This window comes from Nonomuraea sp. NPDC050227 (assembly GCF_044459705.1).
In the GTDB taxonomy this organism is placed as follows: Bacteria; Actinomycetota; Actinomycetes; order Streptosporangiales; family Streptosporangiaceae; genus Nonomuraea.
Map to the genome: position 1 here is coordinate 1,104,965 of NZ_JBITJF010000001.1, position 24,305 is coordinate 1,129,269.

General features: G+C 70.9%; 27 protein-coding genes. 18 read left to right on the forward strand and 9 right to left on the reverse strand.

What is annotated here, in order from left to right; all coding sequences use genetic code 11:
- Nucleotides 1–115: 115 nt before the first annotated feature.
- A complete protein-coding gene (locus ACIBK9_RS05830; protein WP_397155457.1) occupies nt 116–814 on the reverse strand; it encodes a class I SAM-dependent methyltransferase in 699 nt (232 codons plus the stop codon).
- A 115-nt stretch (nt 815–929) separates the two neighbouring features.
- Here ACIBK9_RS05830 and ACIBK9_RS05835 point away from each other — a divergent pair, with 115 nt between their 5' ends.
- The 7 genes from ACIBK9_RS05835 to ACIBK9_RS05865 all read left to right on the forward strand — a co-directional run bounded on the left by ACIBK9_RS05835 (nt 930) and on the right by ACIBK9_RS05865 (nt 7,668).
- On the forward strand, nt 930–1,739 hold the full coding sequence (locus tag ACIBK9_RS05835; protein WP_358291607.1) for a sugar phosphate isomerase/epimerase: 810 nt from the start codon (nt 930–932) through the stop codon (nt 1,737–1,739).
- The gene (locus ACIBK9_RS05840) at nt 1,736–2,524 is read left to right on the forward strand and encodes a class I SAM-dependent methyltransferase (RefSeq protein WP_397155459.1); all 789 of its coding nucleotides are present in this window, start codon (nt 1,736–1,738) and stop codon (nt 2,522–2,524) included. The genes ACIBK9_RS05835 and ACIBK9_RS05840 overlap by 4 nt, the downstream gene beginning before the upstream one ends.
- A gap of 16 nt (nt 2,525–2,540) precedes the next feature.
- Nucleotides 2,541–3,125 carry a TetR family transcriptional regulator gene (locus ACIBK9_RS05845; protein ID WP_358291609.1) on the forward strand — a complete coding sequence of 195 codons (585 nt, stop codon included), beginning with the start codon at nt 2,541–2,543 and terminating at the stop codon, nt 3,123–3,125.
- 126 nt (nt 3,126–3,251) lie between these two features.
- Nucleotides 3,252–5,351, forward strand: a complete 2,100-nt coding sequence (locus tag ACIBK9_RS05850) for a (Fe-S)-binding protein (RefSeq protein ID WP_352358624.1) — start codon at nt 3,252–3,254, stop codon at nt 5,349–5,351.
- Between the two features lie 147 nt (nt 5,352–5,498).
- A complete protein-coding gene (locus ACIBK9_RS05855; RefSeq protein WP_397155462.1) occupies nt 5,499–6,293 on the forward strand; it encodes a hypothetical protein in 795 nt (264 codons plus the stop codon).
- The gene (locus tag ACIBK9_RS05860) at nt 6,290–7,357 is read left to right on the forward strand and encodes a glycosyltransferase (protein WP_357975264.1); all 1,068 of its coding nucleotides are present in this window, start codon (nt 6,290–6,292) and stop codon (nt 7,355–7,357) included. Before ACIBK9_RS05855 ends, ACIBK9_RS05860 begins: the two co-directional genes overlap by 4 nt.
- 29 nt (nt 7,358–7,386) lie before the next feature.
- Entirely contained in the window at nt 7,387–7,668 is a 282-nt protein-coding gene (locus tag ACIBK9_RS05865) for a metal-sensitive transcriptional regulator (protein ID WP_352327377.1), read from the forward strand.
- Between the two features lie 119 nt (nt 7,669–7,787).
- Here ACIBK9_RS05865 and ACIBK9_RS05870 read toward each other — a convergent pair whose 3' ends face one another.
- Both ACIBK9_RS05870 and ACIBK9_RS05875 read right to left on the reverse strand, forming a co-directional pair.
- Nucleotides 7,788–7,949 carry a hypothetical protein gene (locus tag ACIBK9_RS05870; protein ID WP_020540796.1) on the reverse strand — a complete coding sequence of 54 codons (162 nt, stop codon included), beginning with the start codon at nt 7,947–7,949 and terminating at the stop codon, nt 7,788–7,790.
- A gap of 214 nt (nt 7,950–8,163) precedes the next feature.
- Entirely contained in the window at nt 8,164–9,492 is a 1,329-nt protein-coding gene (locus tag ACIBK9_RS05875) for a hypothetical protein (protein WP_397155904.1), read from the reverse strand.
- A gap of 74 nt (nt 9,493–9,566) precedes the next feature.
- Between ACIBK9_RS05875 and ACIBK9_RS05880 the strand changes: the two genes are divergently transcribed.
- On the forward strand, nt 9,567–10,445 hold the full coding sequence (locus ACIBK9_RS05880; RefSeq protein ID WP_397155464.1) for a hypothetical protein: 879 nt from the start codon (nt 9,567–9,569) through the stop codon (nt 10,443–10,445).
- Here the strand turns inward: ACIBK9_RS05880 and ACIBK9_RS05885 are convergent.
- Entirely contained in the window at nt 10,417–10,938 is a 522-nt protein-coding gene (locus ACIBK9_RS05885; RefSeq protein ID WP_358291613.1) for a gamma carbonic anhydrase family protein, read from the reverse strand. The genes ACIBK9_RS05880 and ACIBK9_RS05885 overlap by 29 nt on opposite strands.
- Before the next feature lie 147 nt (nt 10,939–11,085).
- On the opposite strand from ACIBK9_RS05885, the gene ACIBK9_RS05890 reads away from it, so the two are divergent.
- A complete protein-coding gene (locus ACIBK9_RS05890) occupies nt 11,086–12,129 on the forward strand; it encodes a hypothetical protein (protein WP_397155466.1) in 1,044 nt (347 codons plus the stop codon).
- 157 nt (nt 12,130–12,286) lie between these two features.
- Here ACIBK9_RS05890 and ACIBK9_RS05895 read toward each other — a convergent pair whose 3' ends face one another.
- The 3 genes from ACIBK9_RS05895 to ACIBK9_RS05905 all read right to left on the reverse strand — a co-directional run bounded on the left by ACIBK9_RS05895 (nt 12,287) and on the right by ACIBK9_RS05905 (nt 14,056).
- Nucleotides 12,287–12,529: a hypothetical protein gene (locus ACIBK9_RS05895; protein ID WP_352322973.1), complete on the reverse strand. Its 243-nt coding sequence runs from the start codon at nt 12,527–12,529 to the stop codon at nt 12,287–12,289.
- Nucleotides 12,530–12,667: 138 nt separating this feature from the next.
- On the reverse strand, nt 12,668–13,420 hold the full coding sequence (locus ACIBK9_RS05900) for a GntR family transcriptional regulator (protein ID WP_358291615.1): 753 nt from the start codon (nt 13,418–13,420) through the stop codon (nt 12,668–12,670).
- Nucleotides 13,421–13,573: 153 nt separating this feature from the next.
- Nucleotides 13,574–14,056, reverse strand: a complete 483-nt coding sequence (locus ACIBK9_RS05905) for a VanZ family protein (protein ID WP_397155469.1) — start codon at nt 14,054–14,056, stop codon at nt 13,574–13,576.
- Nucleotides 14,057–14,315: 259 nt separating this feature from the next.
- Here ACIBK9_RS05905 and ACIBK9_RS05910 point away from each other — a divergent pair, with 259 nt between their 5' ends.
- From ACIBK9_RS05910 to ACIBK9_RS05945, 8 genes are all read left to right on the forward strand, one after another.
- Nucleotides 14,316–15,725, forward strand: coding sequence for an aldehyde dehydrogenase family protein (locus ACIBK9_RS05910; protein ID WP_397155471.1), 1,410 nt, complete (start codon nt 14,316–14,318; stop codon nt 15,723–15,725).
- Nucleotides 15,718–16,515 carry a 2-keto-4-pentenoate hydratase gene (locus ACIBK9_RS05915; RefSeq protein ID WP_397155473.1) on the forward strand — a complete coding sequence of 266 codons (798 nt, stop codon included), beginning with the start codon at nt 15,718–15,720 and terminating at the stop codon, nt 16,513–16,515. Before ACIBK9_RS05910 ends, ACIBK9_RS05915 begins: the two co-directional genes overlap by 8 nt.
- The gene (locus ACIBK9_RS05920; protein WP_397155475.1) at nt 16,512–16,937 is read left to right on the forward strand and encodes a RidA family protein; all 426 of its coding nucleotides are present in this window, start codon (nt 16,512–16,514) and stop codon (nt 16,935–16,937) included. Before ACIBK9_RS05915 ends, ACIBK9_RS05920 begins: the two co-directional genes overlap by 4 nt.
- The gene (locus ACIBK9_RS05925) at nt 16,934–17,449 is read left to right on the forward strand and encodes a 3-hydroxyanthranilate 3,4-dioxygenase (RefSeq protein WP_352322979.1); all 516 of its coding nucleotides are present in this window, start codon (nt 16,934–16,936) and stop codon (nt 17,447–17,449) included. Before ACIBK9_RS05920 ends, ACIBK9_RS05925 begins: the two co-directional genes overlap by 4 nt.
- 65 nt (nt 17,450–17,514) lie before the next feature.
- Complete coding sequence (locus ACIBK9_RS05930) at nt 17,515–18,609, forward strand: ABC transporter substrate-binding protein (RefSeq protein ID WP_397155477.1); 1,095 nt, start codon at nt 17,515–17,517, stop codon at nt 18,607–18,609.
- A 12-nt stretch (nt 18,610–18,621) separates the two neighbouring features.
- Nucleotides 18,622–19,818, forward strand: coding sequence for a kynureninase (gene kynU, locus ACIBK9_RS05935; protein WP_397155479.1), 1,197 nt, complete (start codon nt 18,622–18,624; stop codon nt 19,816–19,818).
- A gap of 122 nt (nt 19,819–19,940) precedes the next feature.
- On the forward strand, nt 19,941–21,137 hold the full coding sequence (locus tag ACIBK9_RS05940) for a serine hydrolase domain-containing protein (RefSeq protein ID WP_397155481.1): 1,197 nt from the start codon (nt 19,941–19,943) through the stop codon (nt 21,135–21,137).
- Between the two features lie 213 nt (nt 21,138–21,350).
- Complete coding sequence (locus ACIBK9_RS05945; RefSeq protein WP_397155483.1) at nt 21,351–21,959, forward strand: LysE family translocator; 609 nt, start codon at nt 21,351–21,353, stop codon at nt 21,957–21,959.
- On the opposite strand, the gene ACIBK9_RS05950 is transcribed toward ACIBK9_RS05945, so the two are convergent.
- Together ACIBK9_RS05950 and ACIBK9_RS05955 are read right to left on the reverse strand one after the other, a co-directional pair.
- A complete protein-coding gene (locus tag ACIBK9_RS05950; protein ID WP_358291625.1) occupies nt 21,939–22,313 on the reverse strand; it encodes an MmcQ/YjbR family DNA-binding protein in 375 nt (124 codons plus the stop codon). The two genes, ACIBK9_RS05945 and ACIBK9_RS05950, sit on opposite strands and share 21 nt — an antisense overlap.
- A 32-nt stretch (nt 22,314–22,345) precedes the next feature.
- Nucleotides 22,346–23,392 (reverse strand): DUF2293 domain-containing protein, encoded by a 1,047-nt coding sequence (locus ACIBK9_RS05955; RefSeq protein WP_397155485.1) that lies wholly within the window; start codon nt 23,390–23,392, stop codon nt 22,346–22,348.
- A gap of 107 nt (nt 23,393–23,499) precedes the next feature.
- On the opposite strand from ACIBK9_RS05955, the gene ACIBK9_RS05960 reads away from it, so the two are divergent.
- Nucleotides 23,500–24,303, forward strand: a complete 804-nt coding sequence (locus ACIBK9_RS05960) for an FKBP-type peptidyl-prolyl cis-trans isomerase (RefSeq protein WP_397155487.1) — start codon at nt 23,500–23,502, stop codon at nt 24,301–24,303.
- Nucleotides 24,304–24,305: the final 2 nt, after the last annotated feature.

A 24,305-nucleotide genomic window follows, 5' to 3' on the forward strand; every position in this document is an offset into this window, starting at 1 on the left:
GCCATGAGTTCAGGAGTGCCGTCGCCTGGAGGAGCGGCGGGAGCGGAGCGACCAGAGCGGGGGAAGGCGGCGGCGTATGGCGACCGAGCCCGCCGAACGCAGTGAGGCCATGAGCTCAGAAGTAGCGCCAGCGGAGCACGTTCGGGTAGAAGATCTCCAGGCCGGGGGTCTCCGCGACGGCCTGCTCGGCCACCTCGGGGGCGAACTCGATGCGCAGCACGGCCTCCAGGTCGGCCCGGCGCTCGAAGGTCATCGTGAGATCGAGCGTCCGCCGCTGCCAGCCCTGACGGACCCAGAACGCCTCCACCTCGCGCGCCGAGTACGTCGGCACCGTGCGGGAGAACCAGCGGCCGAACGAGCCGCGGGTGGCGTCGAGGTCGATGACGAACGCGGCGCCGCCGCGGCGTACGACGCGGGACAGCTCGCGCAGGCCGGGCTCGCAGCCGGGGCCGAAGAAGTAGGCCCAGCGGGCCATGGCCACGTCGACGCTGGCGTCGGGCAGCGGGAGGTCCTGGGCGGCGGCGGCGTGCACCGAGACGTTGGGCAGGTTCGCGCAGCGGCGGCGGGCCAGGCCGGCCAGGTCGCCGTGCGGTTCGACGCCGATCACGGCGCCCGCGTCGGCGGCCAGGACGGGCAGGTGGAAGCCGGTGCCGCAGCCGATGTCGAGCACGGTGGCGCCGGCCCAGGGGCGCAGCTCGCGCATCGCGGCGTCGGCCGCGCCTTCGGGGTCCACGGCGCGGTTCTCCAGCTCGTAGACCTGGGGAGCGTTCCAGATGTTCGGGCTGGGGATCGCGCCTCTGGCTATCCGTGGCATGGGCCCAACCGTAGCGGGGTTCGAGGGAGTGTCTTTGAGGTGGGATGGGGGGTTGGGTAGGGCTATCTGGTGGGGCTCACGCGCCAGAGGCGCTTCTCCGGCTTAGGCTGGCAACGTGGCTGATGTCATCCGCGTGCCCAATGCGAAGATCGCATTGTCCACCGCCTCGGTATATCCAGAACGCACTCCCGACGCGTTCGAACTGGCCGCGCGCCTGGGCTACGACGGTGTCGAGATCATGGTCGGCGCCGATCCGGTGAGCCAGGACATCGACGTGATCGAGCGGCTGTCCGAGCACTACCAGGTGCCCGTCCTGGCGATCCACGCGCCCTGCCTGCTCGTGACGCAGCGGGTGTGGGGCAGAGACCCCTGGGCCAAGCTGGTCAGGGCGCAGAAGGCGGCTGAGCGCCTCGGCGCCTCGACCGTCGTGGTGCACCCGCCGTTCCGCTGGCAGCGCGACTACGCCCGCGACTTCGAGAACGGCCTGGCCCGCATGCGTGACGAGACCGATGTCACGTTCGCGGTCGAGAACATGTTCCCGCTGCGCGCCAGGGGCAACGACGTGGTGCCGTACTCGCCCGACTGGAACCCGATCGACTACGACTTCCCGCAGGTCACCCTCGACCTGTCGCACACCGCAGTGTCCGGCTCCGACGCCATGGAGATGGCCACCAAGCTCGGCGACCGGCTCGCCCACCTCCACCTGGCCGACGGCATGGGCGTGACCAACAAGGACGAGCACCTGGTCCCCGGCAGGGGCAACCAGCCGTGCGCCCAGATGCTGGAACGCCTGGCGAACTCGGGCTACGGCGGCCTGGTGGTGCTGGAGATCAACACCCGCAAGGCGGCCAGCCGCACCGAGCGCGTCGACGACCTGGCCGAGGCGCTCGCCTTCGCCCGCCTGCACCTGGCGGCGTCCCGATGAACGTGGGGCCGACCAGGAACGTGGGGCCGACCAGAGACCTCGCGCGGGTCTTCGACAGCGTGGCCGACGCCTACGACGCGGGCCGCCCGTCCTATCCCGACGAGATGTACCGCGCGCTCACCGAGGTGACCGGGATCGAGCTCGACGGCGCCACCGCGATCGACGTGGGCGCGGGCACCGGCATCCTGACGCACGCGCTGCGGGCCCGCGGCTCCCAGGTGATCGCGGTCGATCCGGGGGCGGAGATGCTGGCCCGGCTGGTCACGCGGATCGACGGCGAGCCGCCGGCGGTCGCCGCGGTGATCGCCGACGGCAACGCGCTGCCGCTGGCCGACGGGGTGGCCGACCTGGTGACGTACGCCCAGTCGTGGCACTGGCTCGACCCCGTCGTCTCGATCGCCGAGGCCAGGCGGGTGCTGCGGCCCGGCGGCGCGATCGTGGGCTGCTGGAACCTGCACCACGCGGCGCAGGCCGAGTGGCTGGCCGCCTACGAGGCGCGGCTGGCCGAGGCGGTGCCCACGTACTGGGGGCCGGCGGTCGAGGAGTGGTCGGTGCCGCCGATCGCCGCGGCCTTCGAGGTGGTCCAGGAGCGCTGGATCCCGTGGACGAGGCTGGTCGGCATCGAGGACTTCCTGCTCGACCTGCGCTCCCACTCGTACATGGCGGCGCTGTCGCCGGACGCGGCCGACGAGCTGGTCGGGCGGCAGCGCGCGGAGCTCAGGAGGGCATTCCCCGAGGGCGTGCTGTCGGTGCCGATGCGGGTGTACCTGGCGGTGGGCCGGTGACCGGCGGGACGCGGCCATGAGCAACGTACGACGCCGTCCCGGCCGCAGGCCCGGGTCGGCCGACACGCGCGGCGAGATCCTGACGGCGGCGCGGCGGGTGTTCGCCGAGAAGGGCTTCGACAAGGCCACGGTGCGCGGGATCGCGCGGGAGGCCAAGGTCGACCCCGCTCTGGTCCACCACTACTTCGAGACCAAGGAGGGCATGTTCGCGGCGGCCATGCAGCTGCCGATCACCCCCGACGAGGTCATCCCGCTGTTGCTGGACGGCCCGCGCGAGGAGATCGGCGAGCGGCTGGTGCGGATGATCCTGCGGGTGACCGCCGAGCCGGAGACCCGCGAGCCGATGATCGCCCTGATGCGCTCGGCGCTCACGAACGAGCAGGCGGCGGCGATGTTCCGCGAGTTCATCACGAACGCGCTGCTCTTCCAGGTGGCCGACCGCCTTGGTGTTCCGCACCTACGCATCGAGGCAGCTTTTGGCCAGATGTACGGCGTGATCATGGGCCGCCACGTGATCAAATTGGAGCCGCTGGCCAGCGCCGATCCGGAGGAGCTCGTCGAGCTGATCGCCCCGACCATACAGAGGTACTTCACGGCGTAGAGCATTGTTCTGTATAGGGCACTGACCATAGGGTATGGATGTCATCCCGGGAAGTTACTGGCCGGTAAGCTTCCTGGAAACACGTGTCCGTATGCTGGCAGCCATCGTCGTCTGTGGGAGGACCCCGTGCTCTGGGTAGCGATCATCGGGCTGGTCATGACCGTCCTGGCGGTGGCCGTCGCCGGCCGCAGGGTGTTGTTCCTGTTCAGGCTGGCGACCTCCGGGCCGCCCGCGCCCGAACGCGTCGAGTACGCCAAGGAGCACGCCGCCGACGAGCTCAAGGCCCAGCTCGTCGAGGTCTTCGGCCAGAAGAAGCTGCTGAAGTGGACGCCGTCCGGCACAGCCCACTTCTTCGTCATGTGGGCGTTCTTCATCCTGCTGACCGTCTACATCGAGGCGTACGGCGCGATCATCCAGGGCGCGATCACCGGTGAGCCCGACTTCCACATCCCGCTCATCGGCACCTGGGGCGTGCTCGGCTTCCTCCAGGACTTCATCGCCGTCGCGTGTCTGCTCGGCCTGGTCGCCTTCGCGATCATCCGGGTCAAGAACTCGCCCAAGACGCTGGGCCGCAAGTCGCGCTTCTCCGGCTCGCACCTCGGCGGCGCGTGGCTCGTCCTGTTCATGATCTTCAACATCATCTGGACGCTGTTCCTGGCCCGCGGCGCCTCGGCGGCCAACGGCAACTTCCCCTACTCCTCCGGCGCGTTCGTCTCGCTGGCGCTCGGCGACGCGCTGCCGGCCAGCCCGCTGCTGGAGGAGATCGCGCTGCTCCTGCACATCGGCTTCATGCTGGTGTTCCTGGTCATCGTGGTGAACTCCAAGCACCTGCACATCTTCACCGCGCCGCTCAACGTGCTGTTCTCCCGGCGCCCCAACGGGCTCGGCGCCGCGTCCGAGCTGCGCGTCGACGGCAAGCTCGTCGACTTCGAGGACGAGGAGCTCGACGCCGAGCGCCTGGGCCGCGGCAAGATCGGCGACACCACCTGGAAGGGCTTCCTCGACTTCTACTCCTGCACCGAGTGCGGCCGCTGCCAGTCGCAGTGTCCGGCCTGGAACACCGACAAGCCGCTCTCGCCGAAGATGCTCATCCTCGACCAGCGCGACCACGCCTTCAAGGTGGCCCCGTACCTGATGGCCGCCAGCACCGAGCACGCCGACACCGACGTGCTGGCGCTGCTGGAGAAGCCGCTCGTCGGCGAGGACGGCGTCATCCACCCCGACGTGCTGTGGTCGTGCACCAACTGCGGCGCCTGCGTCGAGCAGTGCCCGGTGGACATCGAGCACATCGACCACATCCTCGACATGCGCCGTTACCAGGTCATGGTGGAGTCGTCGTTCCCGTCCGAGGCGGGGGTGATGGTGAAGAACCTGGAGAACAAGGGCAACCCGTGGGGCATGTCCGAGATGAAGCGGGCCGACTGGATCGAGGAGCTCGACTTCGAGGTCGAGCTGGTCGAGGAGAAGATGCCCGAGGACGCCGAGTACCTGTTCTGGGTGGGCTGCGCGGGCGCCCTGGAGGACCGCGCCAAGAAGACCACCAAGGCGGTCGCCGAGCTGCTGCACATCGCGGGCGTGAAGTTCGCGGTGCTCGGCCCGATGGAGGCGTGCACCGGTGACCCGGCCCGCCGCCTGGGCATGGAGTACCTGTTCAACATGCTCGCCCAGCAGAACATCGAGACGCTGAACGAGGCCGGCGTCAAGAAGATCGTCGCGACCTGCCCCCACTGCTTCAACACCCTGGCCAACGAATATCCGCAGCTCGGCGGCACCTACGAGGTCGTGCACCACACGCAGCTGCTGTCGAAGCTGGTGGACGAGGGCCTGCTCACCCCGGTCACGCCGATCGAGGAGAAGATCACCTACCACGACCCGTGCTTCCTCGGCCGCCACAACAAGGTCTACTCCCAGCCCCGCGACATCATGTCGAAGGTGCCCGGCGTGCAGACCCAGGAGATGCACCGCCACAAGGACCGCGGCTTCTGCTGCGGCGCGGGCGGCGCGCGCATGTGGATGGAGGAGCGCATCGGCAAGCGCATCAACACCGAGCGGGTCGACGAGGCGCTCACCACGAATCCCGACACCGTCTCGACCGCGTGCCCGTTCTGCATGGTGATGCTCGGCGACGCGATCAACGAGAAGAAGAACAACGGCGAGGCCAAGGAATCGCTGGAAGTCGTGGACGTCGCGCAGCTGTTGATCAAATCGGTCAAGGGCGCTTCCTGACCACGAAAAGTCGGACTCCTCTACAGGCTCTGTAGAGGAGTTCCGCACGTCACGGGCCTCCTCGCTGGAAATCTCCCATCCACATAACGGGAAAATCACGGTAACCTCAACGTCGCATGGCCTTATTCGACGGGGAGGGGGCTAGTGATGCGCGTCGTGGTCACGGACGCCGAAGTCACCCTGGCCGACGTGCTCTCCCTGCGACTCGCCATCGATGAGCCCCTGCGTGACGGCACCGAGCTCGTGCTGCGCCATCGCGCCACGGGGGTCGAGCGCGACGTGCGCCTGGGCCGCACGGGAAGCCGGACGCGGGAGGCCACGCTGGCCGTCTCGCTGGCGCCGCTGGAGCTGACCGCCGGCCGCTGGGACGCCTACCTGCGGCACGAGGGCAGCCGCAGCAGGCTGCGCAGCGTCGACCCGGGGTTCTCCCTCGACCACCTCGACGCGTACGCGCTGTGCCGGCGGACGCTGGCCTACCGGTCGTACCGGACGCGGAACGGGTTTCTGGCCCTGAAGATAGCCGACGCCGAGCCGGTGGCCGAGGTGCGGGCGATCTGGTTCAGGGAGGGCCGGTTCGAGGTGACGGGGCTGCTGGCGTACACCGGGCTGGAGGACGACGACGCGCGCCGCGAGGCCACGCTCACCCTCGACCGCAGGCCGACCAGGGAACGGGTGTCGGCCAACGCCACCGTCCAGGGGGTGCGCTTCCACGCGGCGGTGTCGCTGGTGAACGTGGTCGAGGCCGACCCCGACACGGCCGGCACCTGGGAGCCCGCGCTGGAGGTCGAGGGCGTGCCCACGCCGCTGCGGCTGGGCGCCTGGCTCGACGACGTCGACGGCAAACGAAGACGGCTGCACTATCCGTCGGCCGAGATCGACGGCGTGCCCGTCCGGCCCTGTTACACCGCCGACGACGAGCTGCGCATCGAGGTGGGCGGATGAAGGTCAGCCTGGTGCTCGCCTCGGCGTACGGCATGCGCGGCGACGTGCGCGCGACGCTCAACCTCGCCACCGCCCTGTCCGAGCGGCACGAGGTCGAGGTCATCAGCGTCCGGCGGCAGAAGGAGAAGCCGTTCTTCCCCATCGGCTCCAAGGTGGCCATGCGCAGCCTGGTCGACGCCCGTCCGGGGGTGCGCCACCTGCTGCCGCGCGGCCAGATGCGCACCGAGATGGCGCTCTGGCGGCTGCTGCGCGGGCTCAGGTCCGACGTGCTGATCACCACCAGGCCGGGCATCGGCGTCCAGGTGGCGCGGCATGCTCCACGTGAAACCCTCAAGATCGCCAGGGAGTGGGGGCGGCCCGCCGTCCCCGGGCCGGTGCAGCGGCTCTACCCGCGCCTCGACGCGGTCGTGACGGCCACGGAGTCGGCCCAGGAGGAGTGGGGCAGGCTGCTCGGCGACGGGTCCGCCGTCCACTCCGTGCCGGACGCGCTGCCGGGCGGCCCGTGGCCGCGTTCGCGGATGGACAACCGGATCGTGGCGGCCGGGGGCCGGTGGGTGTCGGTCAAGGCGTACGACCGGCTGATCAGGGCGTTCGCGATCGTGGCGGACAAGCGTCCCGACTGGCGGCTGCGGCTGTACGGCGGCGGCCCCGAGGAGCGGCGGCTGCGGTCGCTGGTGAACGAGCTCAACCTGCACAACCACGTCTACTTCATGGGCGTCACGCCCGACCTGGCGGGGGAGTTCGCCAAGGCGTCGATCGTGGCCAACCCCTCCCGCAGCGAAGACCTGGGCATGACCGTGCTGGAGGCCATGGGGTGCGGGGTGCCGGTGGTGGCCTTCGAGGGCGCCAGGGGCCCCAGGGAGTTCGTGGCGACCGGCTACAACGGCGTGCTGGTGCCCGAGAGCGAGAGCGAGGCGCAGCACTTCGCGGGCGCGCTGCTCGCGCTCATCGACGACGAGCGCCGCCGGCGCTCGCTCGCGGCGGGCGCCCTCGACACCGCCGTCCGCCATTCGGCCGAGGAAGTCGCCGAACAGTGGGAGAAGCTGCTGTCAGATCTCCGCTAGCTCATACGGGTTACGGGTACCGTAGAAGCATGCATGGGTACAGCGGAGACAAGCAGGCATATCTGACGCGCCTCCGGCGAATCGAGGGCCAGATCAGGGGCCTGCAGCGCATGGTCGACGACGATGCCTACTGCATCGACGTGCTCACCCAGGTCTCCGCGGCCACGCGGGCCCTTCAGGCCGTGGCGCTCGGGCTGCTGGAGGAGCACATCTCCCACTGCGTCGCCGACGCGATCAACACGGGCGGCCCGGAGGCCGAGGCGAAGGTGAAGGAGGCGTCGGCCGCCATCGCCCGCCTGGTCAAGTCGTAGGGGGTCGTCTCCTCCATACGTAGGAGAGGCACACCCTCGATTGACTAGTTACCTGTAATAGCCGGGAACCACTGTCCCGGACCCCACAGGAGCCCGGGACAGGTAATTTTCGATGGTCTTCAGCGACTCGCCGAAGTCCGCAATCCGAGCGCGTCGTCGAGTTCGTCCAAGGTCAGCCGCCGTTCGCTGACAGCCACGGCAGTGAGCACCTCGGCGTAGAGCGCAATCTCGTCCAACGCGACACGGTCGTGGACCCGAGAGTCCAGGTCGTCGTGCCCCACCGCGTCGTCCTTCCTTCCGCAGCCCACACCCTCTACGAGGTTACGGCGGGGGACCTTCTCGCGACATGGCCCATCGGAGTCATTCCTTTCGGCGTCACGGGGGCCCCACAGGGATCATTTCCCGAAGTCGAGATCACAATTCAGCGAATTGCCCGGTGACTGAAGTGATAGCGGGATATAGGCGGAGTAAGGGTGAAATAACGGTAATAGTGCGTTAGGGGTGACCGATGTGGTGGTCGTCCCGTTCGTGGATCAGCTCACGGACCAGCGCGCTCTGGCCGGCCAGGCCGTGCTGCGGCACCTTGGCGCCGGTCAGCCGGCCCCACGCCAGGCACGTGGCGTACGCGGCGCCCAGCACGGCCGCCTTGCTCTCCCGGTCGGGCGGCGTCACCACCGCCGCCTGCGGCACGGGCGCACCGCCCGGACGCACGGCGAAGCCCTCCGGCTCGGTGCGCTCGGCCGCCGACGTGCCCGTCAGCCCGGCACGCTCCAACTCCACGTACGCCCGCCGCAACCGGTGGTTCAGCCGCTCGGGCAACATCCTCCTGGAGTCCGACAGATCGGCCAGGTACGCCGCCGCCGCCCCGGACGCGTCCGCCACGAAGCCCAGCGCCTCGACCAGGTCGTACACCGAGTGGGCGAAGTACGCGTCCGGATCGGTCTCCGGCAGCAGGGCCAGCGCCAGCCGCGGCGGGCAGCGGTCGAGCCAGGCCCGGCGCACGGCGTCGTCGCCCCGCGCGGCCGTGGCGTCGTCGCGGCCGGGCCGGCGCAGCACCGGCTCCACCATCGTGAGCAGCGCCAGCGCCCGCGGCCTGAACCGGATGTCGGACAGCAGCACCTGGGCGGTGTCGGCGATCAGCGCGGCCAGCCGGAGCGCGGCCCGCGGACGGCCGGCGCGGGTGCGCTCGGACACCAGCGTGACCAGGTCGAGCAGCGGCGGCGCGGGCAGCCAGCGCACCCATTCGTCGCCGGGCAGCGAGCGGCGCAGGTACTCGCCGAACAGGGTGATCAGGCGCTCGTTGCCGTCGAAGGCCGGCGCGTACGCGCACCACATGATCGTCCCCCAGACGGCGGCGACCGTGCTCGGCACGTCGGCGGCGAAGATCTCTCCGAAGGCGGTCAGCGGGTAGTCCAGCTCCGACTTGCGCCCGGCGCCGCGGACCATCTCCGCGATCTGCCCGGTCACCACCGGCAGCACGTCGGGGCCGATGAACGCCTGGGTCGAGCCGGGCTCGGCGGCGAAGTCGGGCCCGGTGGGCACCACCTGGTCCGGCAGCGCGGCCGTGGCGTGCCCCACCTTGCGCGCCCGTTCGCCCCTGGGCGGCGGCGCGGGGTGCCAGCGGCCGTCGCCGGGGTCGTGCAGGTGCCAGCGCGCGTACGCGCCGTAGAGCCAGCGGTCGCCGTCCTGGGTCACCAGGACCCTGGCCGCCAGGACGTGCGCGCGGTCGGGCACGGACAGGCCCTGCCAGCGCGGGTCCGCGACCATCGCGCGGACCTCCGCCTCTGCCGAGGTGAACGCATCCCAGGGGCGCACGGCCGTCATCGTACTGGGCCGCCCGACGTCATCCGTCGGCATTTCACGGCAGAATGTCCGCTATGAGGGCAAAGGTGGCAGGGGTGTTGGCTGTGGCGGGTGTGGTGAGCGGCTGCGGGACCGCCGCGGCGCCGCCCACTCCCACCGGTCCCGGCGTGCTCACCGTCCAGAACGCCCAGGCGCCTGCGCCCGGCGGCGAGGTCGGATCGGCCTCCAGCGAGTTCGCCGACGCCGCGGAACTGGCCGTGTGGAGCAAGCTGAGCGACACCGAGAAGGACGTCGACAGGATCGCCAAGCTCGACGTGAACAAGACCGCCAAGGGCGCCCTCTACCTGGAGCCGAAGACCTCCACCTGGTACGACGGCTTCCGCGGCCCCTTCGTCTACCAGGAGCTGGCCGGGGACATCGTCATGCACGCCCGGGTCAAGGTCACCGGCAAGAAGGGCGGCAGGCCGGCGCGCAAGTTCTCGCTCGGCGGGCTCATGGCCCGCCAGCCCGGCACGTACGACAAGCCCGTGTGGATGTCCGTCACCACCGGCACCGCCGACGCGGCCGGGCAGGTCGAGGCCAAGTTCACCCAGGACGGCAGCTCCAAGCCGCTGGAGGTGGCGGTCAAGGACGGCTGGGTGGACCTCGTCCTGGCCAGGCTGGGCCGGGTCGCCGTCGCGCTCTACAAGGAGGACGGCGGCGCCTGGAAGGTCGCCAGACGCTGGCCCTCGAACCTCCCCGAGGTGCTGCAATGGGGTGTCACCGCCTACACCGACTGGGACAGCTACGGCGCGCTGAAGAAGGACGCCGCCAAGGCCAACGCCAAGCAGATCAAGGGCGCCCCCGATCTCAAGCTGACCGTCGACTTCGTCCGTTTCCTCCGCCCCGAGCTGCCGGAGTACGCCGACCCGCTCAACACCGCCTCGGTGTCGGACCAGGTCCTGATCAAACTGCTGACGCCTGCCGGTGCCTGACCGCCTTGGCCATGTAGTTGTCCGGGGTGCGGGCGAAGGAGGCCCGGTCGTCGTCGGTGAGCTCGCGCACGATTTTGCCGGGCACGCCGGCGACCAGCACCCCGGACGGGATCTTCTTGCCCGGCCCGACCAGCGCTCCCGCGGCGACCAGCGTGCCCGCGCCCACCCGGGCGCCGCCGAGCACGATCGCGCCGATGCCGACCAGCGCGCCGGTCTCGACGTGCGCGCCGTGGACCATGGCCTTGTGGCCCAGGCTGACCCGGTCCTCCAGGATCGCGGGCTGGCCGGCGTCGGCGTGCAGGCAGCACAGATCCTGTACGTTGCACTCCTCGCCGATCTCGATCCGCTCGTCGTCACCTCGGAGAACGGAGCCGTACCAGATGCTGGACGCCCGGCCCACCCGCACACTCCCGACCACGACGGCGCCGGGCGCGATGTACGCCTCCGGGTGGATGTCCGGCACTGCCCCGTCGTCCAACGCTGCTATGTACATTCGTCCAATCGTAATTCCCGCCCCAGGTGTGGCGTTCCGGTTGCGGACGTGGGCAGATGGCAGGAAAGTCGTTTCCTGACGTCTCGTCGTCAGACCCTCACAACCCGCAGTTTTCCCCCGCCTCACGCAAACCCTTAGGTAACCCCCATGACAAACCAGCACGAGAGCATTCCCGATCTGATGCAAGAGGACACCTTCGAAGTCGTGATGCGCGGCTACAACCGCCGGCAGGTGCACGACTACATGATCCGTACCCGGAACCAGGTCCGTGATCTGGAAGAGCGGCTGGCGCGGGCGATCGACCAGGCGGAGCAGGGCCGGGTCGAGCTGGCGGAGGCCAGGCGGCGGATGGTCGAGGCGCCCCAGAGCTACGAGGACCTCAGCCCGCGGCTCGCGCAGATCCTCAAGCTGGGCGAGGAGGAGGCCGCGGCCAAGCGCGCCGACGCGGAGGCCGAGGCGACCGCCGTGCGGGAGAGCGCCAGGGCCGAGGCCGAGCGGCTGGTGACGACGTCGCGCGAGACGTCCGACAAGATGCTGACCTCGGCGCAGGCGGAGGCCGAGCGGCGGGTGGCCGAGGCCACGCAGGCGGCCGAGCGCATGCTGGCCCAGGCGGGCGCGGACGCCGAGGAGCAGCTCGGGTCGGCCCGCAGCGAGGCCGAGGGCCTGCTGCGCGACGCGCACGCCGAGGCCGAGCGGGTGCTCGGCGGGGCGCAGGCCGAGGCGGAGCGCATGATGGCGGCCGCCCACGCGCAGGCCGAGCAGCTGGTGGCGGGGGCGCACGCGGAGGCCGAGTCGATGCTGGCGGCGGCGCGTCAGCGCACGGCCTCGCTCGACGAGCACGCCGGTCGCCGGGTGGAGTACCTGACCAACACCCACACCGAGGTCGTGCGGCGGCTGACCGAGATCGGCTCGGTGCTCGGCGACCTCATGCGCACCGAGGCGGCGGCCGGGCAGCTCGTGCCGGAGTCGGCGCTGCCGCCCGCGCCGGTCGCCGCTCAGCAGCCGGTGGCCGTCCCGGCGCCCGCGCCGGAGCCCGCCATCGAGGCCGCGCCGGCTCCACAGCCGGCCCCGCAGCAGTCCGTGCAGGACGACGTGCGGGTCATCGTCGAGGAGGACGAGGAGAAGCCGAAGGAGAGCGTCTCCGACGACACCGACGTGCACATCCTGCGGCTGGGCGAGTACCACACCTAGAGGGTGAAGGGGCGGGGAGCGGAAGCCCCCGCCCCCGATAGGGTCGGAGACTTCCGCGTTCGTGGCCCCGTTGGGGGCCCGGTGCCGGGGCCGCCGAGACGCTGGACCCGGCACCGGGCTGCTCGCGTGCGAGCCGCGGAACGCTCCACGGCCCGCGTCAGGGAGGAGCGGGGCCGGCCCACCAGCGGGGCTGCCGGCCGGTCCGTTCCTCCTGGTCCCGGAGCTGGTCGCGCAGGCCGTCCGGGTCGTCCGCGTCGATGGTCATCGCACATCCGGCCGCGCGCTGCGCCGCGTCGAGCGGATGGTGCCGCGTGGCCCACCAGCGGCCCGCGTCGCTCCGCCAGATGGTCCACCTGGGGTACTCCCGGGCGATCTCGGCAAGATGCCGGTCAACGGACATCCGCGCACCTCTCCCGGGCCCCAGGCGAAGGTTCCATCTCCTGTACGGTTCCATCTCCTTAGAAGATGAGGGACCTCTCTAGAGAAATCAATGATCGTGATGGACAGGTCAACCTATCGCTTGACAGATCGGGTTGAACTAGGCGTCGAAGTCGTACTGGAGTACGTATGCCGCCGAGTCCAGGACCATCTCGTTGAGCTCGACGGGCCTGCCGCCCGCCGTGTACGCGGTGCGGGCGATGACGATGACGGGGGTTCCGCCGGGCAGGTCGAGCAGCCCGGTCTCGCGGGGGCCGGGCATGCGGGCCCGCACCTCCTCGGTGAAGTGGGCCGGGGGCAGGCCCAGGTCGCCGAGTCTGGCGTAGACGCCGCCCGGCCCGGTGTCGGGCAGGGTGATGGCGCTGCCCTGGACCAGGCGGGCGGGGAAGGAGGAGGTCGCCAGTTGCACGGGCCGGCCGTCCACGGAGTAGCGGCGCCGACGCACCCATACCTCGCCGCTCTCCAGGACGCCCGCCACCTCCTCCGATGCGCGCTCCAGCACCACCTCCACCTGGTCCACGGTGAAGGGACGGCCTCGGGTGTCGGCGTCCCAGATGGCACGCCCCTGACCCCACTGCTCTCGTGACAGGCGGCGCGAGCCGTGTCTGCGGATCGGTTTGAACAGGCGCACGTAGACCCCCGAACCTCGTTTGGGCACCGCCAGCCCTTCGTTGATCAGTACGGCAAGCGCCTGCCTGGCGGTGGCGCGTGCGATTGCGTAGTCGGCCATGAGCGCGTTCTCGCCCGGTAGGCGGTCCCCGTCGCGCAGTTCGCCGGACAGGATCCGGGCGCGGAGGCCGTCGGCGATGCGGCGATAAATAGGGGGCTCGTGGGGTACCGGGGATTCAGACACGTTTCGATCACCCTCTGTCACCAACCAGGTTGTGGCGTCTCCAGAGAACTTGCCCCGTCTTGTCCACGATCGCACAGATACAGAGGTTGGTCCCGAGCTTCTTTTGAGCTGATCGTGCCTGTGTGATGAATGCGAGGACGTTTATGCAGACCGTTATCGTGGAACGGTCCCGGCCGCTATTCGCGGGGCCCACCAGCGGCGAGTAACCGACGCGGCGAGCAGCGCGCCCGCAGTGTTCATGATCACGTCGTCCACGGAGGAGAACCGGCCCAGTCGCAGGGCGTACTGGAGGAACTCGACCGTGACCGAAAAGGCCGCCGCGACGGCCGCAACCCGGCTGTAGGAGGCCATCGCGGCGGTCCGTACGGGCAGCAGGGCGCCCAGTGCGGCGAACACCAGCAGATTGCCCCCGACCTGCACCGTCACCGTCTCCCACGAGGCTCCGGCGAGATCGGCGAGGTCCATGAACGGGACGAGGCCGACCCCCGACCGGCCGGTGGACGGCGTGAGGATCATCCAGATCCACGGCGCGGTCCCCACGACGACGCCGACGTCGGCGAGCGAGGTGCGCAGCGGCGCCGGATGCCCGGCGCGGGCCCGGCGGCGGGCGAGCAGGATGATCACCAGGAAGGCCACTGGAAGCGCAAAAACCCCAGCGATAATGATATTTCCCCACAATTCCCATGTGCGCGCCATTTGGTCATCATCCCGGGCCGCCGAGGGGTACCGGAAGATGTCTGTATGGACAGGTCCGCCAGGGGTCCGGCCGAGGGGTGGCTCAGTGTCACCGGCGCCACCGAGCCCTGACGGGCCCGCGCGGTTCCCGCCCCCGCCGGACTGTTGTCTCACCGTCGCCCGACGATCTATACCGGGAGTGAGGCTAGAGGAGGCTGCTGTGCTGACCCATTTCATCGGCGGGCTGCCGGTGGCGGCGGGCAATGCGTTCCCGGTCCACGACCCGGTGACGGGCGGGGTGATCAGGCAGGTGCACGAGGCCGATCCGGAGGTGGTCGACCGGGCGGTGCGCGCGGCCAGGGAGGCGGCGCGCGACTGGGCGGGGCTGCCGGTGGCCGAGCGGGCCGGATGGCTGCGCCGCCTCGCCGAGGGCATCGAGGTCCGCTTCGACGACCTGGTCACGGCCGAGATCGCCGACACCGGCAAGCCGCTCGGCCAGACCCGCACGCTCGACGTGCCGCGCGGCATCGCGAACTTCCGCGCGTTCGCCGAGATCGCCTCCCAGCGCCCCGACGACGCCTTCCACCTCGCCGGCGTGCTCAGCTACACCGTGCGCAGGCCGCTCGGCGTGGTCGCCGTGATCGTGCCGTGGAACCTGCCGTTCCTGCTCATGACGTGGAAGCTGGCCCCCGCCCTCGTCGCCGGCAACACCGTGGTCGTCAAGCCGTCGGAGCACACGCCCGGCTCGGCCGCGGTCTTCGCCGAGATCTGCGCCGAGGTCGGCCTGCCCCCGGGCGTGGTCAACATCATCTTCGGGCACGGCCCGGCGGGCCAGCTCCTCGTCGAGCACCCGGGCGTGGACGGCGTGACGTTCACCGGCTCGACCGCGACCGGGACGCAGATCATGAAGACCGCCGCCGACCGGGTCAAGCCGATCTCGTTCGAGCTGGGCGGCAAGAACGCCGGTCTGATCTTCGAGGACTGCGACCTAAGCCGGGCCGTCGAGGGCACGGTGAAGTCGGTCTTCACCAACGGCGGCCAGGTGTGCCTGTGCACCGAGCGGCTCTACGTCGAGCGGCCGATCTTCGAGGACTTCTGCGGCCTGCTGGCCTCGCGCGCCCAGGAGGTCGAGCCACAGCCGATGATCTCGGCCGGGCATCGGGAGAAGGTGCTGTCCTACTACGCCCTGGCCCGCTCGGAGGGGGCCAAGGTGCTCACGGGGGGCGGCGTCCCGACGTTCGGCGACCACCGCGATTCCGGATATTTCGTGGAACCAACGGTAATGACAGGGTTGTCGGAGTGGTCCCGCTTCAATCGAGAGGAGATCTTCGGTCCCGTGTGCCACGTGGCTCCTTTCGACAGCGAGGCCGAGGCGATCGACCTGGCCAACAGCAGCGAGTACGGCCTGGCCGCCACCCTCTGGACCACCAACCTCGATCGCGCCCATCGCGTGGCCCAGCGCCTGGAGGCGGGGCTGGTCTGGGTCAACACCTGGTACCTGCGCGACCTGCGCACCCCGTTCGGCGGCGTGAAGCTGTCGGGCATCGGCAGGGAGGGCGGCACGCAGTCGCTCGACTTCTACTCCGAGCCCACCACGATCACCATCAAACTGGAGCAACCCGATGCATGACGAATGGTCCCTGGCCGTCGACACCCGGGGTCAGGCCGCGGAGCGGCTCGTCGAGGCCGCGCGTACCGGCAAGCCCTGCGCGCCGCTCAGGGATCTCATCACCACGGTCACCGACGCCTACGCGGTGCAGGACATCAACACCCGGCGGGCGCTGGCGGAGGGCCGGCGGCCGGTCGGCCGGAAGATCGGCGCCACCAACCCGCTGCTGCAGCGGAAGTTCGGCATCGACCAGCCCGACCACGGCATGCTCTTCGCCGACATGGCCGAGCTCGACGGACGGCCCATCAAGGTGCAGCGGTTCCTGCAGCCGCGCGCCGAGGCCGAGGTCGCGCTCGTGTTCGGCAAGGACCTGACCGAGGGGCCGTTCACGCTGGTGGACGTGATCAGGGCGGTGGAGTTCGCGCTGCCCGCCATCGAGATCGCCGACTCGCGCATCGCCGACTGGGACATCACGATCACCGACACGGTCGCCGACAACGCCTCCTCCGGCGCGTACGTCCTGGGCGCCACGCCGAAGCGGCTGACCGACCTCGACCTCGGCGCGGCGGCGATGACGATGACCCGCGACGGCGAGGAGGTCTCGGCCGGGTCCGGAGCCGCGTGCATGGGCAACCCGCTGAACGCCGCACTCTGGCTGGCCGGCGCGCTGGCCGCCACCGGCCGGCCGCTGCGCGCCGGGGACGTCGTCCTGACCGGCGCGCTGGGCCCGGTCGTGCCGGTCGAGGCCGGGAACGTGTTCGAGGCCAGGATCGAGGGCCTCGGATCGGTGCGGGCGGTGTTCGGCACGTGAGCCGCGAGGCCATCCGCGTCCCCGGCAAGGCCGTGCCCCGGGGACGGTTCCCGCACGTCAAGCGGGCGGGCGACTTCCTGTACGTCTCCGGCACCAGCTCCCGCAGGCCCGACGGCACCTTCGCGGGCGCCCGCGCCGACCGGTTCGGCGTCACCGACCTGGACATCCGCGCCCAGACGCGGGCGGTCATCGAGAACGTCGGCGACCTGCTCACGGCCGCCGGAGGCTCGCTCGCGGATCTCGTACAGATCACCACGTACCTGGTAAACATGAACGACTTCAAGGGCTACAACGAGGTGTACGCCGAATTCTTCGACGAGGAGGGTCCGACCAGGACCACGGTGGCGGTGCACCAGCTCCCGCACCCGCACCTGCTCATCGAGATGCAGGCCGTCGCCTACCATCCACAGGAGCGACCATGATTCCCCCCATCGACTTCACCAAGTGGATCGACGAGCACGCCCACCTGCTCAAGCCGCCGGTCGGCAACAAGGTGGTCTTCGAGGGGGCCGGCGACTTCATCGTGATGGTGGTCGGCGGGCCCAACTCCAGGACCGACTTCCACGTCGATCCGTACGAGGAGCTGTTCTACCAGGTGCGCGGCAACATGCACGTCAACGTGGTGACCGAGAACGGCCCCGAGACCGTGCACGTCCGGGAGGGGCAGATGTGGCTGCTGCCGGCGCGCATGCCGCACTCGCCGCAGCGCCCGGAGGCCGGGTCCGTCGGGCTGGTGGTGGAGCGCATCCGGCCCGAGGGCGAGCTGGAGAAGTTCCAGTGGTACTGCGCGGAGTGCGGCGCCAAGGTCCACGAGGTCGAGCTCCAGGTGCGCGACATCGTCAAGGACCTGCCGCCGGTCTTCGAGGCGTTCTACGGCGACGAGAAGGCCCGCACGTGTGACCGGTGCGGCGCGCTGCACCCCGGCAAGGGCTAGCTGGCCACCGACGCCCGCGCGCCGCGCGTGCCCGGGGCGTCGGGCGAGGGCTGAAGGGGGCTCCCATGCGCGTTGCCGTGCTGGGGCTGGTCGCGCTGATGGTCGCCGGCTGCGGCGGCTCGGTGCCCCTCGCCGCGGAGGACGAGCCCGTACGGGTCGGCGCGATCATCTCGCAGACCGGCGTGTACGCCACCCTCGGCGACGACATGGAGACCGCCATGCGGCTCTACCTGGACGACCACCACGGCCTGCTCGGCGGCCGGCCGGCCCGGCTGGTCGTGGCCGACGACGCCAGCAGCCCGGAGATCGGCGCCGAGCAGGCCAGGAAGCTGATCGACGGCGGGGCCGACGTGCTCACCGGCCTGCTCGCCTCCCCGGTCGCCGTCTCGGTGGTCAAGGAGGCGGCCGGCACCCCGGTGGTGATCGCGAACGCGGGCGCCGACCAGCTCGGCGGGCCCGGCGTCTTCCGGGTGTCCTACACCAACCGCGCCCACGGCTACGCGGCCGGCCGGTACGCCGCCGAGCACTACGCCGGCCAGGACGTGGTGCTCATGGCCTCCGACTACTCCGCGGGCGCCGAGACCCTGACCGGCTTCGCCGAGGGATACGGCGCCGGGCCGCTCAAGCGCATCCTGACGCCGTTCGGCGGGCAGGCCGACCTGGAGCCGTACCTGGCGCGCATACCGCGCGAGGCGCGGCTTCTGTACGCCTTCTACGCGGGCGGGGAGGCGGTCGCGTTCGTCAAGGCGTTCAAGCGGTTCGGCTACGATGCCAGGATCAAGCTGCTGGCCTGCCAGAACCTGGCCGACGAGGACGTCCTGCGCGCGGTCGGCCGGGACGCCGAGGGCATGGTCAGCGTCGGGCTCTGGTCGCCCGCGCTGCGGAACCCGGCCAACGCCGCGTTCGTGGCGGGGTGGCGGGCGCGCACCGGGCGGAACCCGTCCGCGGTCGCGCTGCAGAGCTGGGACGCGATGCGGCTGATCGACCGGGCGGCGGCCGCCGGCGGCGACCTGACGAAGGCGCTGGCCGGGGTGGGCGAGCTGGACGGCCCACGAGGATCGCTCCGCCTGGACGCGGCCCACAATCCGGTGCAGAACTGGTACGTCCGCGAGTACCAGAATGGTGTAAACCGGATAATCGCCACCATCTCGCCCCCGTAAGGAGCACAACCGGTGCTGGACCGCGACGCCTGCCTCGCCCTCGACGCCGACGATCCGCTGCGGCCGTTCAAGGACGAGTTCGTCCTGCCCGAAGGGGTCGTCTACCTCGTGGGCAACTCGCTCGGCGCGATGCCCCGCCGCGCCGCGGAACGGGTGCGCCGCACGGTCGAGGACGAGTGGGGCGGCCAGCTGGTCGGCGGCTGGAACGCGGCCGGCTGGTACGACCAGCCGCTGACCGCCGGCGACCGGCTCGCGCCGCTGATCGGGGCCGGCCCCGGCCAGGTCGTCGTGGGCAACACCACCACGATCGCCGCCTACCAGGCGCTGGCCGCCGCCGTACGGCTGCGCCCCGGCCGCAAGGTGATCGTCTCCGACCCGCGGAACTTCCCCACCGACCACTACATCGCCCAGGGCCTGGCCCGGCTGCTCGGCGACTACGAGGTGCGCGACTACGCCGAGGGCCGGTTCGACGACGCGGCCGTGGTGCTGCTGTCGGAAGTGGACTACCGCACCGGCGCCCGGCGGCCCGTGCCCTCGGTGACCGCCCAGGTCCAGGCGGCCGGGGCGCTCATGGTCTGGGACGTGTGCCACAGCGTGGGCGCCATGGAGGTGGACGTGTCGCAGGCCGACTTCGCGGTCGGGTGCACGTACAAGTACCTCAACGCCGGACCCGGCGCGCCCGCCTTCCTCTACGTCAACCCGCGCCACCACGCCACCGCCGAGAACGTGCTGTCCGGCTGGCACGGCCACGCCGAGCCGTTCGCCTTCGAGACCGGCTACCGCCCGGCCGAGGGCATCCGGCGCTTCGCGGTCAGCACGCCGCACGTGGTGTCCTTCGCCGCGCTGGAGGCGGCGCTGGACATCTGGGAGCGGGTGCCGATGGCGCAGGTGCGGGCCAAGAGCCTCGCCCTGACCTCGCTCTTCGTCGACCTGGTCGGCGACGCGCTCAAGCTGGTCTCGCCCGCCGAGCCGGACGCGCGCGGCAGCCAGGTCTGCTTCCACCACCCCGACGGCTACCCGGTCATGCGGGCCCTCATCGACCGGGGGGTGCACGGCGACTTCCGCGCGCCGGACGTCCTGCGGTTCGGCTTCGCGCCGCTCTACATCGGCTACGCCGACGTCCACGACGCGGCCACCACGCTGCTGGAGGTGCTGGACAAGGAGCTGTGGCGGGACGAGCGGTACGCCCGGCGGCTCGCGGTCACCTGATCGGGCGAGTCCCCTCCCTCCTGAGAGCGAGCCGGAAGATCGCCGTCGTCGGCGATCCGCCGCCAGGGGGTCCCCGGCCAGGATTGTCCCATCGAAAGCCGATGTGACCTGGAGAGATCCCCATGAAGCGCACCCGTCTCGCCGCCGCCGTCCTGGCCCTGTCCGCCCTGTCCGCCCTGACCGTGAGCGCTCCCGCCCTCGCCCATGCGGAGGTGGGCGCCCACAGCGCCGCCGCCGTCCAGGTGCCGCCGATCAACGAGACCGCGCTGCGCAAGAGCATCGCCGGGCTGCCCGCGGCGGACGCCACCGCGGCCGAGGTCAGGGTCAGCGGCTCGGCCGGCTCCTGGCACGGCGTCTCCGGCGTGACCGATCTGCGCGGGAAGCACCCGGCCAGGGAGGGGGCCAGGTTCCGGGCGGGCAGCGTGACCAAGGTGCTCACCACGGCGGTCGTGCTCCAGCTGGTGGCCGAGGGCAAGGTCTCCCTCGACCGCACGGTCCAGGACTACCTGCCGGGGCTGCTGCCCGCCGACTACCCGCCGGTCAAGCTGGCCCAGGTGCTCAACCACACCAGCGGCCTGCCCGCGCCGAAGTCGGAAGGCGGCTTCGAGCGGGTCTACGCCGACCGCTTCAAGATGATCACCCCGCGGGAGTACGTCCGCCAGGCCGTGCTCAACCCGATCGAGTTCACCCCGGGGACCAAGCAGCACTATCTCAACATCAACACCTTCGTCGAGGGCCTGGTGATCGAGAAGGTCACCGGCAGGTCGTACGAGCAGGAGGTCGGCGCCCGGATCCTGCGCCCGGCCGGCATGAACCAGAGCTACTTCCCCGGCAGGTCCGTCAAGATCCACGGCCGGCACAACCAGGGCTACCAGGTCGTCCCCAAGGGCTTCCCCGACTCCTTCCCCTACGGCGACGCGTACGTCGTGGACGTCACCGAGATGGAGGTCACCTCCACCTGGGCCTCGGGCGACCTCATCACCACCGCCGCCGACCTGGAGAAGTTCACCAAGGCGCTGTTCGGGGGCCGGCTCGTGCCCGCCGAGCAGCTGAAGCCGATGTTCACCGTGCCGAAGGTGACCATGTACGGCACCGACGACGAGCCGGCCCACTACACCTCGGGCCTGACCGAGCTGGTGCTGCCCGGCGGCATCGTCGCGTACGGCAAGACCGGCGCCCGCTACGGCAGCTCCACCGGCATCGGCGCCACCCAGGACCTGAGCCGCGTCGTGGTCTACTCGCTCAACTCCACCGACGCCAAGGCCCAGGGCCAGAACGAACGCGGCCTCGGCATCGCACTGGCGGCCTTCGCCGAATAGAGGGGGCCTTCGCCGGGACAGATCAGGGACCTCGCGGTGGCTTTCGTCACAGAGGTCCCTTATCGCCTTTCCTGGCGTGTTTCGGCAAACTGATCCAGATATCATGGCCGGTGCCCACAAGGCACTGACGATGTTCGCCCGCGTGACCGTGCGACCTCCGCACACTCGGCGGGTCGGGCGGGAGCGCGCCCCCAGCTCCGGGAGACCCCCGCCATGCTGCTGACCTTCGCGGTCACGACGCTGATCATGATCATGATCCCCGGCCCCGACGCGGCCCTGATCATGCGCAACTCCCTCGCCCACGGCCGCGTGGCCGGCCTGCTGACCATGCTCGGCGGCCTGCTGGGCCTGTCCGTGCACGCCGCGGCCGCCGCGGTCGGCCTGTCGGCGCTGCTGGCCGCCTCGCCCACCGCCTTCACCGCGGTGCGCGCCCTCGGCATCTGCTACCTGCTCTGGCTCGGGGTGCACGCCCTGCTGTCGAGCCGGAACCGGGCCAAGGCCGTGGAGGGCGCCGCACCCCCGACCGGCTCGCCGCTCGTGCACGTGCGCAGGGGGCTGCTGTCGAACCTGCTCAACCCCAAGGTGCTGCTGCTCTTCGTGACCTGGCTGCCGCAGTTCCTGCCCGGCCACGGCGACACCCTGGGACGGGCCCTGCTGCTGTCGGGGATCATCGCCGTGCTGTACGTGCTCTGGTTCAGCCTCTACAACGTGATCATCGACCGGGTGAGCGGCCTGCTGCGCAGGCCGCGGGTGCGCGCCAGGGTCGAGCGGGTGACCGGCGTGCTGCTGGTCGCCTTCGCGCTACGGCTGGCCGTCCAGTAGCTTGACCGCCCGCTTCGGGGCGATGGCCCGGTAGCTCTCCTCGACCCAGTCGAGCAGCACGTCGGTCTCGGGCAGCGCCGACAGGAACGGCACGGTCACCCAGCCGGCCCTGCCCAGGCCGTACCCGCTGGGGGCCGCGCCCTCGACGGTCAGCGCGTGGCCGTGCGCCTCCGACAACAGCTTCACGCCGAACGTCGGGGCCCACTTCTCCGTCTGCTCGTCCAGGCCGAGGAACAGGAAGACCTTCTTGTTGACCTTGATGACCGTCTCGCCCCACGGATGGTCCTCGTGGGTCTCGGGCAGGCCCAGCGCGAAGGCCCGCAGTTCCGCACGTACGGTGTGCCAGTCGTCCATGCATGGACGGTACCGAAGGCGGGCCCGCGCGGTCATCGGGGCGGTCGCCGGAACTCCGTGAGCCTGGCCTCGATGGCGTCCCTGATCCGGTCCCTGGCCTCCATCCGGGGGACGCCGGACATGAGCAGGCGGTCGTAGTCGGTGTCGAGGTGCCGGACCGACGCGATCACCGCCAGCGTGATGGCGTTCTCGTCGAGCGCCCTGGCCGCCGCCGTCCTGCCCACCCGGCCGCTGCCGCGCCGGCCGGCGTGCTCGGCGATCTCGCGGGCCCGCTCGGCCGGGCAGCCCGGGAACAGCCGGGCGATCTCGGCCGCCATCGCCGTCTGGAAGGCGACGTCCTGCTCGGCCCTGCGCACCTGGTCGCGCTCGCGGCGGCGCAGCCGCGCCTCCTCGTCGGCCAGGCAGCGCTCCTCGGCCGCGGCCAGCGCGCCCTCCTCGACCAGCACGCCCTGGCGCTGGTAGACCTTGCGCCGCCGGTTGTACCGGACGACCACGGCCGACAGCCCGCTCTCCTGCTTGGCCCGCCGGCTGAGCGCCGTGTTCCCCGCCGGCAGGAACACCAGGTGGTCCAGGTCGGCGCAGCTCAGGCAGTGGGGCCGGTCGTCCTCCATGATCAGGTACGGCCCGGTGTCGCCGCAGGACGCGCACGTCCACGGGTTCTCGGAGACCACGACCACCAGGTCGGGGGCCTTGCTCTGCCGCTCGGTGAGCCGCCGCACCCGGGCCTCGCTCAGATCGGGCGAGAGCCAGTGGACGCGGAAGGCGTCCTGCCCGTGGCCGGAGGTGAAACGCAGGTCGCGCCGGTCGCGGGTGCCGGCCACGTACGGCGTCTCCACCGGCCGCAGCCCCTTGGCCAGGGCCCATTCCCGCAGCAGCCCGGCCGTGACGAGCAGCCGCTCCTCGTCCACCGCGGCCAGTTCGGCCAGCGTGCCGGCGCGGCCCTGCCGCCAGAGGTCCACGTGCCGGGACCGCAGCCAGCGCAACCCGGTCACGACGTCGATGAACGTCACGTAGTGGCGGTTGGTCAACGCGATCTCGGCTGCTTCTGCGACCCTGCGGGCCAGGTTGGGCTTGCTCACGCGGTCCAGTCTCCCGCGCCCTTTGTCGTGAGATGGCGAGACCCGCAGCTTTCCTTTTGGCTATTGCGGCAAGTAACCCCTTCGGATCTGGCATCTTGGGGGAAATCGTGCGCCTGCTCTGGCCTGCCGTACTCATGCTGGCCACCTCGTGTGGCGTCGCCGAGGACGGCTCGCAGCCCGTCGTGACGGGCGCGTTCGGCAGCAAGCCCGTCGTCGCCATACCTCGGGGGAAGCCGGGGCGCACGCCGCGGATCACGGTGCTCTCCATGGGCAACGGCCGGCGTACGGTCCCGGGGGACGTCGTGCTCGCCGACGTGGACATCCGGCGATGGTCGGGAAACAAGCCGTATCTCAGCACCTACGACGGCAACCAGCCCACCACGGTCGTCTTCGACGGCAGGCAGGTCTCCGAGACCTGGCGGGCCTCGCTCATCGACAGGCCGGCCGGCAGCCGGGTGATGCTGGTCAGCCCGGCCTCCGAGGCTCTGGGCCCGAACGTGCCGCTGACCGGCGTCTCGCCGGCCGACACGCTGGTGGTGGTCTTCGACATCCTCGGCGGCTACCCGCCCGACGCGCGGCTCGTCGGGCGGGCGCTGCCGGCGATCCCGTCCGACCTGCGGCCGGACTCCCCGCCCCGTACCCTCATCGACGGTTCGGGACGGGACGTCACGGCCGGTTCCAAGGTGGTCATCCAGTACGTGGCCGCGTCCTGGCCGTCCCGCACGGTGGTGGACTCGTCCTACCGGAAGGGCGGTCCCAGCGCCTTCACGCTCAGGCCCGGCTCGGTGCCGCCCGCCTGGCTGGAGGCGCTGGTCGGCAGCCAGGTCGGCAGCCGGCTGGCCGTGGGCTCCCCGGGGGACAGGCCCATGCTGTACGTGATCGACGTCCTCGACACGATCACGCCTGCCTGAGC

Coding starts and splice junctions, on each gene's coding strand:
- ACIBK9_RS05830 (WP_397155457.1), bottom strand. CDS start 814: ATGCCACGGATAGCCAGAGGCGCGATCCCCAGCCCGAACATCTGGAAC.
- ACIBK9_RS05840 (WP_397155459.1), top strand. CDS start 1,736: ATGAACGTGGGGCCGACCAGGAACGTGGGGCCGACCAGAGACCTCGCG.
- ACIBK9_RS05845 (WP_358291609.1), top strand. CDS start 2,541: ATGAGCAACGTACGACGCCGTCCCGGCCGCAGGCCCGGGTCGGCCGAC.
- ACIBK9_RS05855 (WP_397155462.1), top strand. CDS start 5,499: ATGCGCGTCGTGGTCACGGACGCCGAAGTCACCCTGGCCGACGTGCTC.
- ACIBK9_RS05860 (WP_357975264.1), top strand. CDS start 6,290: ATGAAGGTCAGCCTGGTGCTCGCCTCGGCGTACGGCATGCGCGGCGAC.
- ACIBK9_RS05865 (WP_352327377.1), top strand. CDS start 7,387: ATGCATGGGTACAGCGGAGACAAGCAGGCATATCTGACGCGCCTCCGG.
- ACIBK9_RS05875 (WP_397155904.1), bottom strand. CDS start 9,492: ATGACGGCCGTGCGCCCCTGGGATGCGTTCACCTCGGCAGAGGCGGAG.
- ACIBK9_RS05885 (WP_358291613.1), bottom strand. CDS start 10,938: ATGTACATAGCAGCGTTGGACGACGGGGCAGTGCCGGACATCCACCCG.
- ACIBK9_RS05890 (WP_397155466.1), top strand. CDS start 11,086: ATGACAAACCAGCACGAGAGCATTCCCGATCTGATGCAAGAGGACACC.
- ACIBK9_RS05895 (WP_352322973.1), bottom strand. CDS start 12,529: ATGTCCGTTGACCGGCATCTTGCCGAGATCGCCCGGGAGTACCCCAGG.
- ACIBK9_RS05915 (WP_397155473.1), top strand. CDS start 15,718: ATGCATGACGAATGGTCCCTGGCCGTCGACACCCGGGGTCAGGCCGCG.
- ACIBK9_RS05925 (WP_352322979.1), top strand. CDS start 16,934: ATGATTCCCCCCATCGACTTCACCAAGTGGATCGACGAGCACGCCCAC.
- ACIBK9_RS05930 (WP_397155477.1), top strand. CDS start 17,515: ATGCGCGTTGCCGTGCTGGGGCTGGTCGCGCTGATGGTCGCCGGCTGC.
- ACIBK9_RS05940 (WP_397155481.1), top strand. CDS start 19,941: ATGAAGCGCACCCGTCTCGCCGCCGCCGTCCTGGCCCTGTCCGCCCTG.
- ACIBK9_RS05945 (WP_397155483.1), top strand. CDS start 21,351: ATGCTGCTGACCTTCGCGGTCACGACGCTGATCATGATCATGATCCCC.
- ACIBK9_RS05950 (WP_358291625.1), bottom strand. CDS start 22,313: ATGGACGACTGGCACACCGTACGTGCGGAACTGCGGGCCTTCGCGCTG.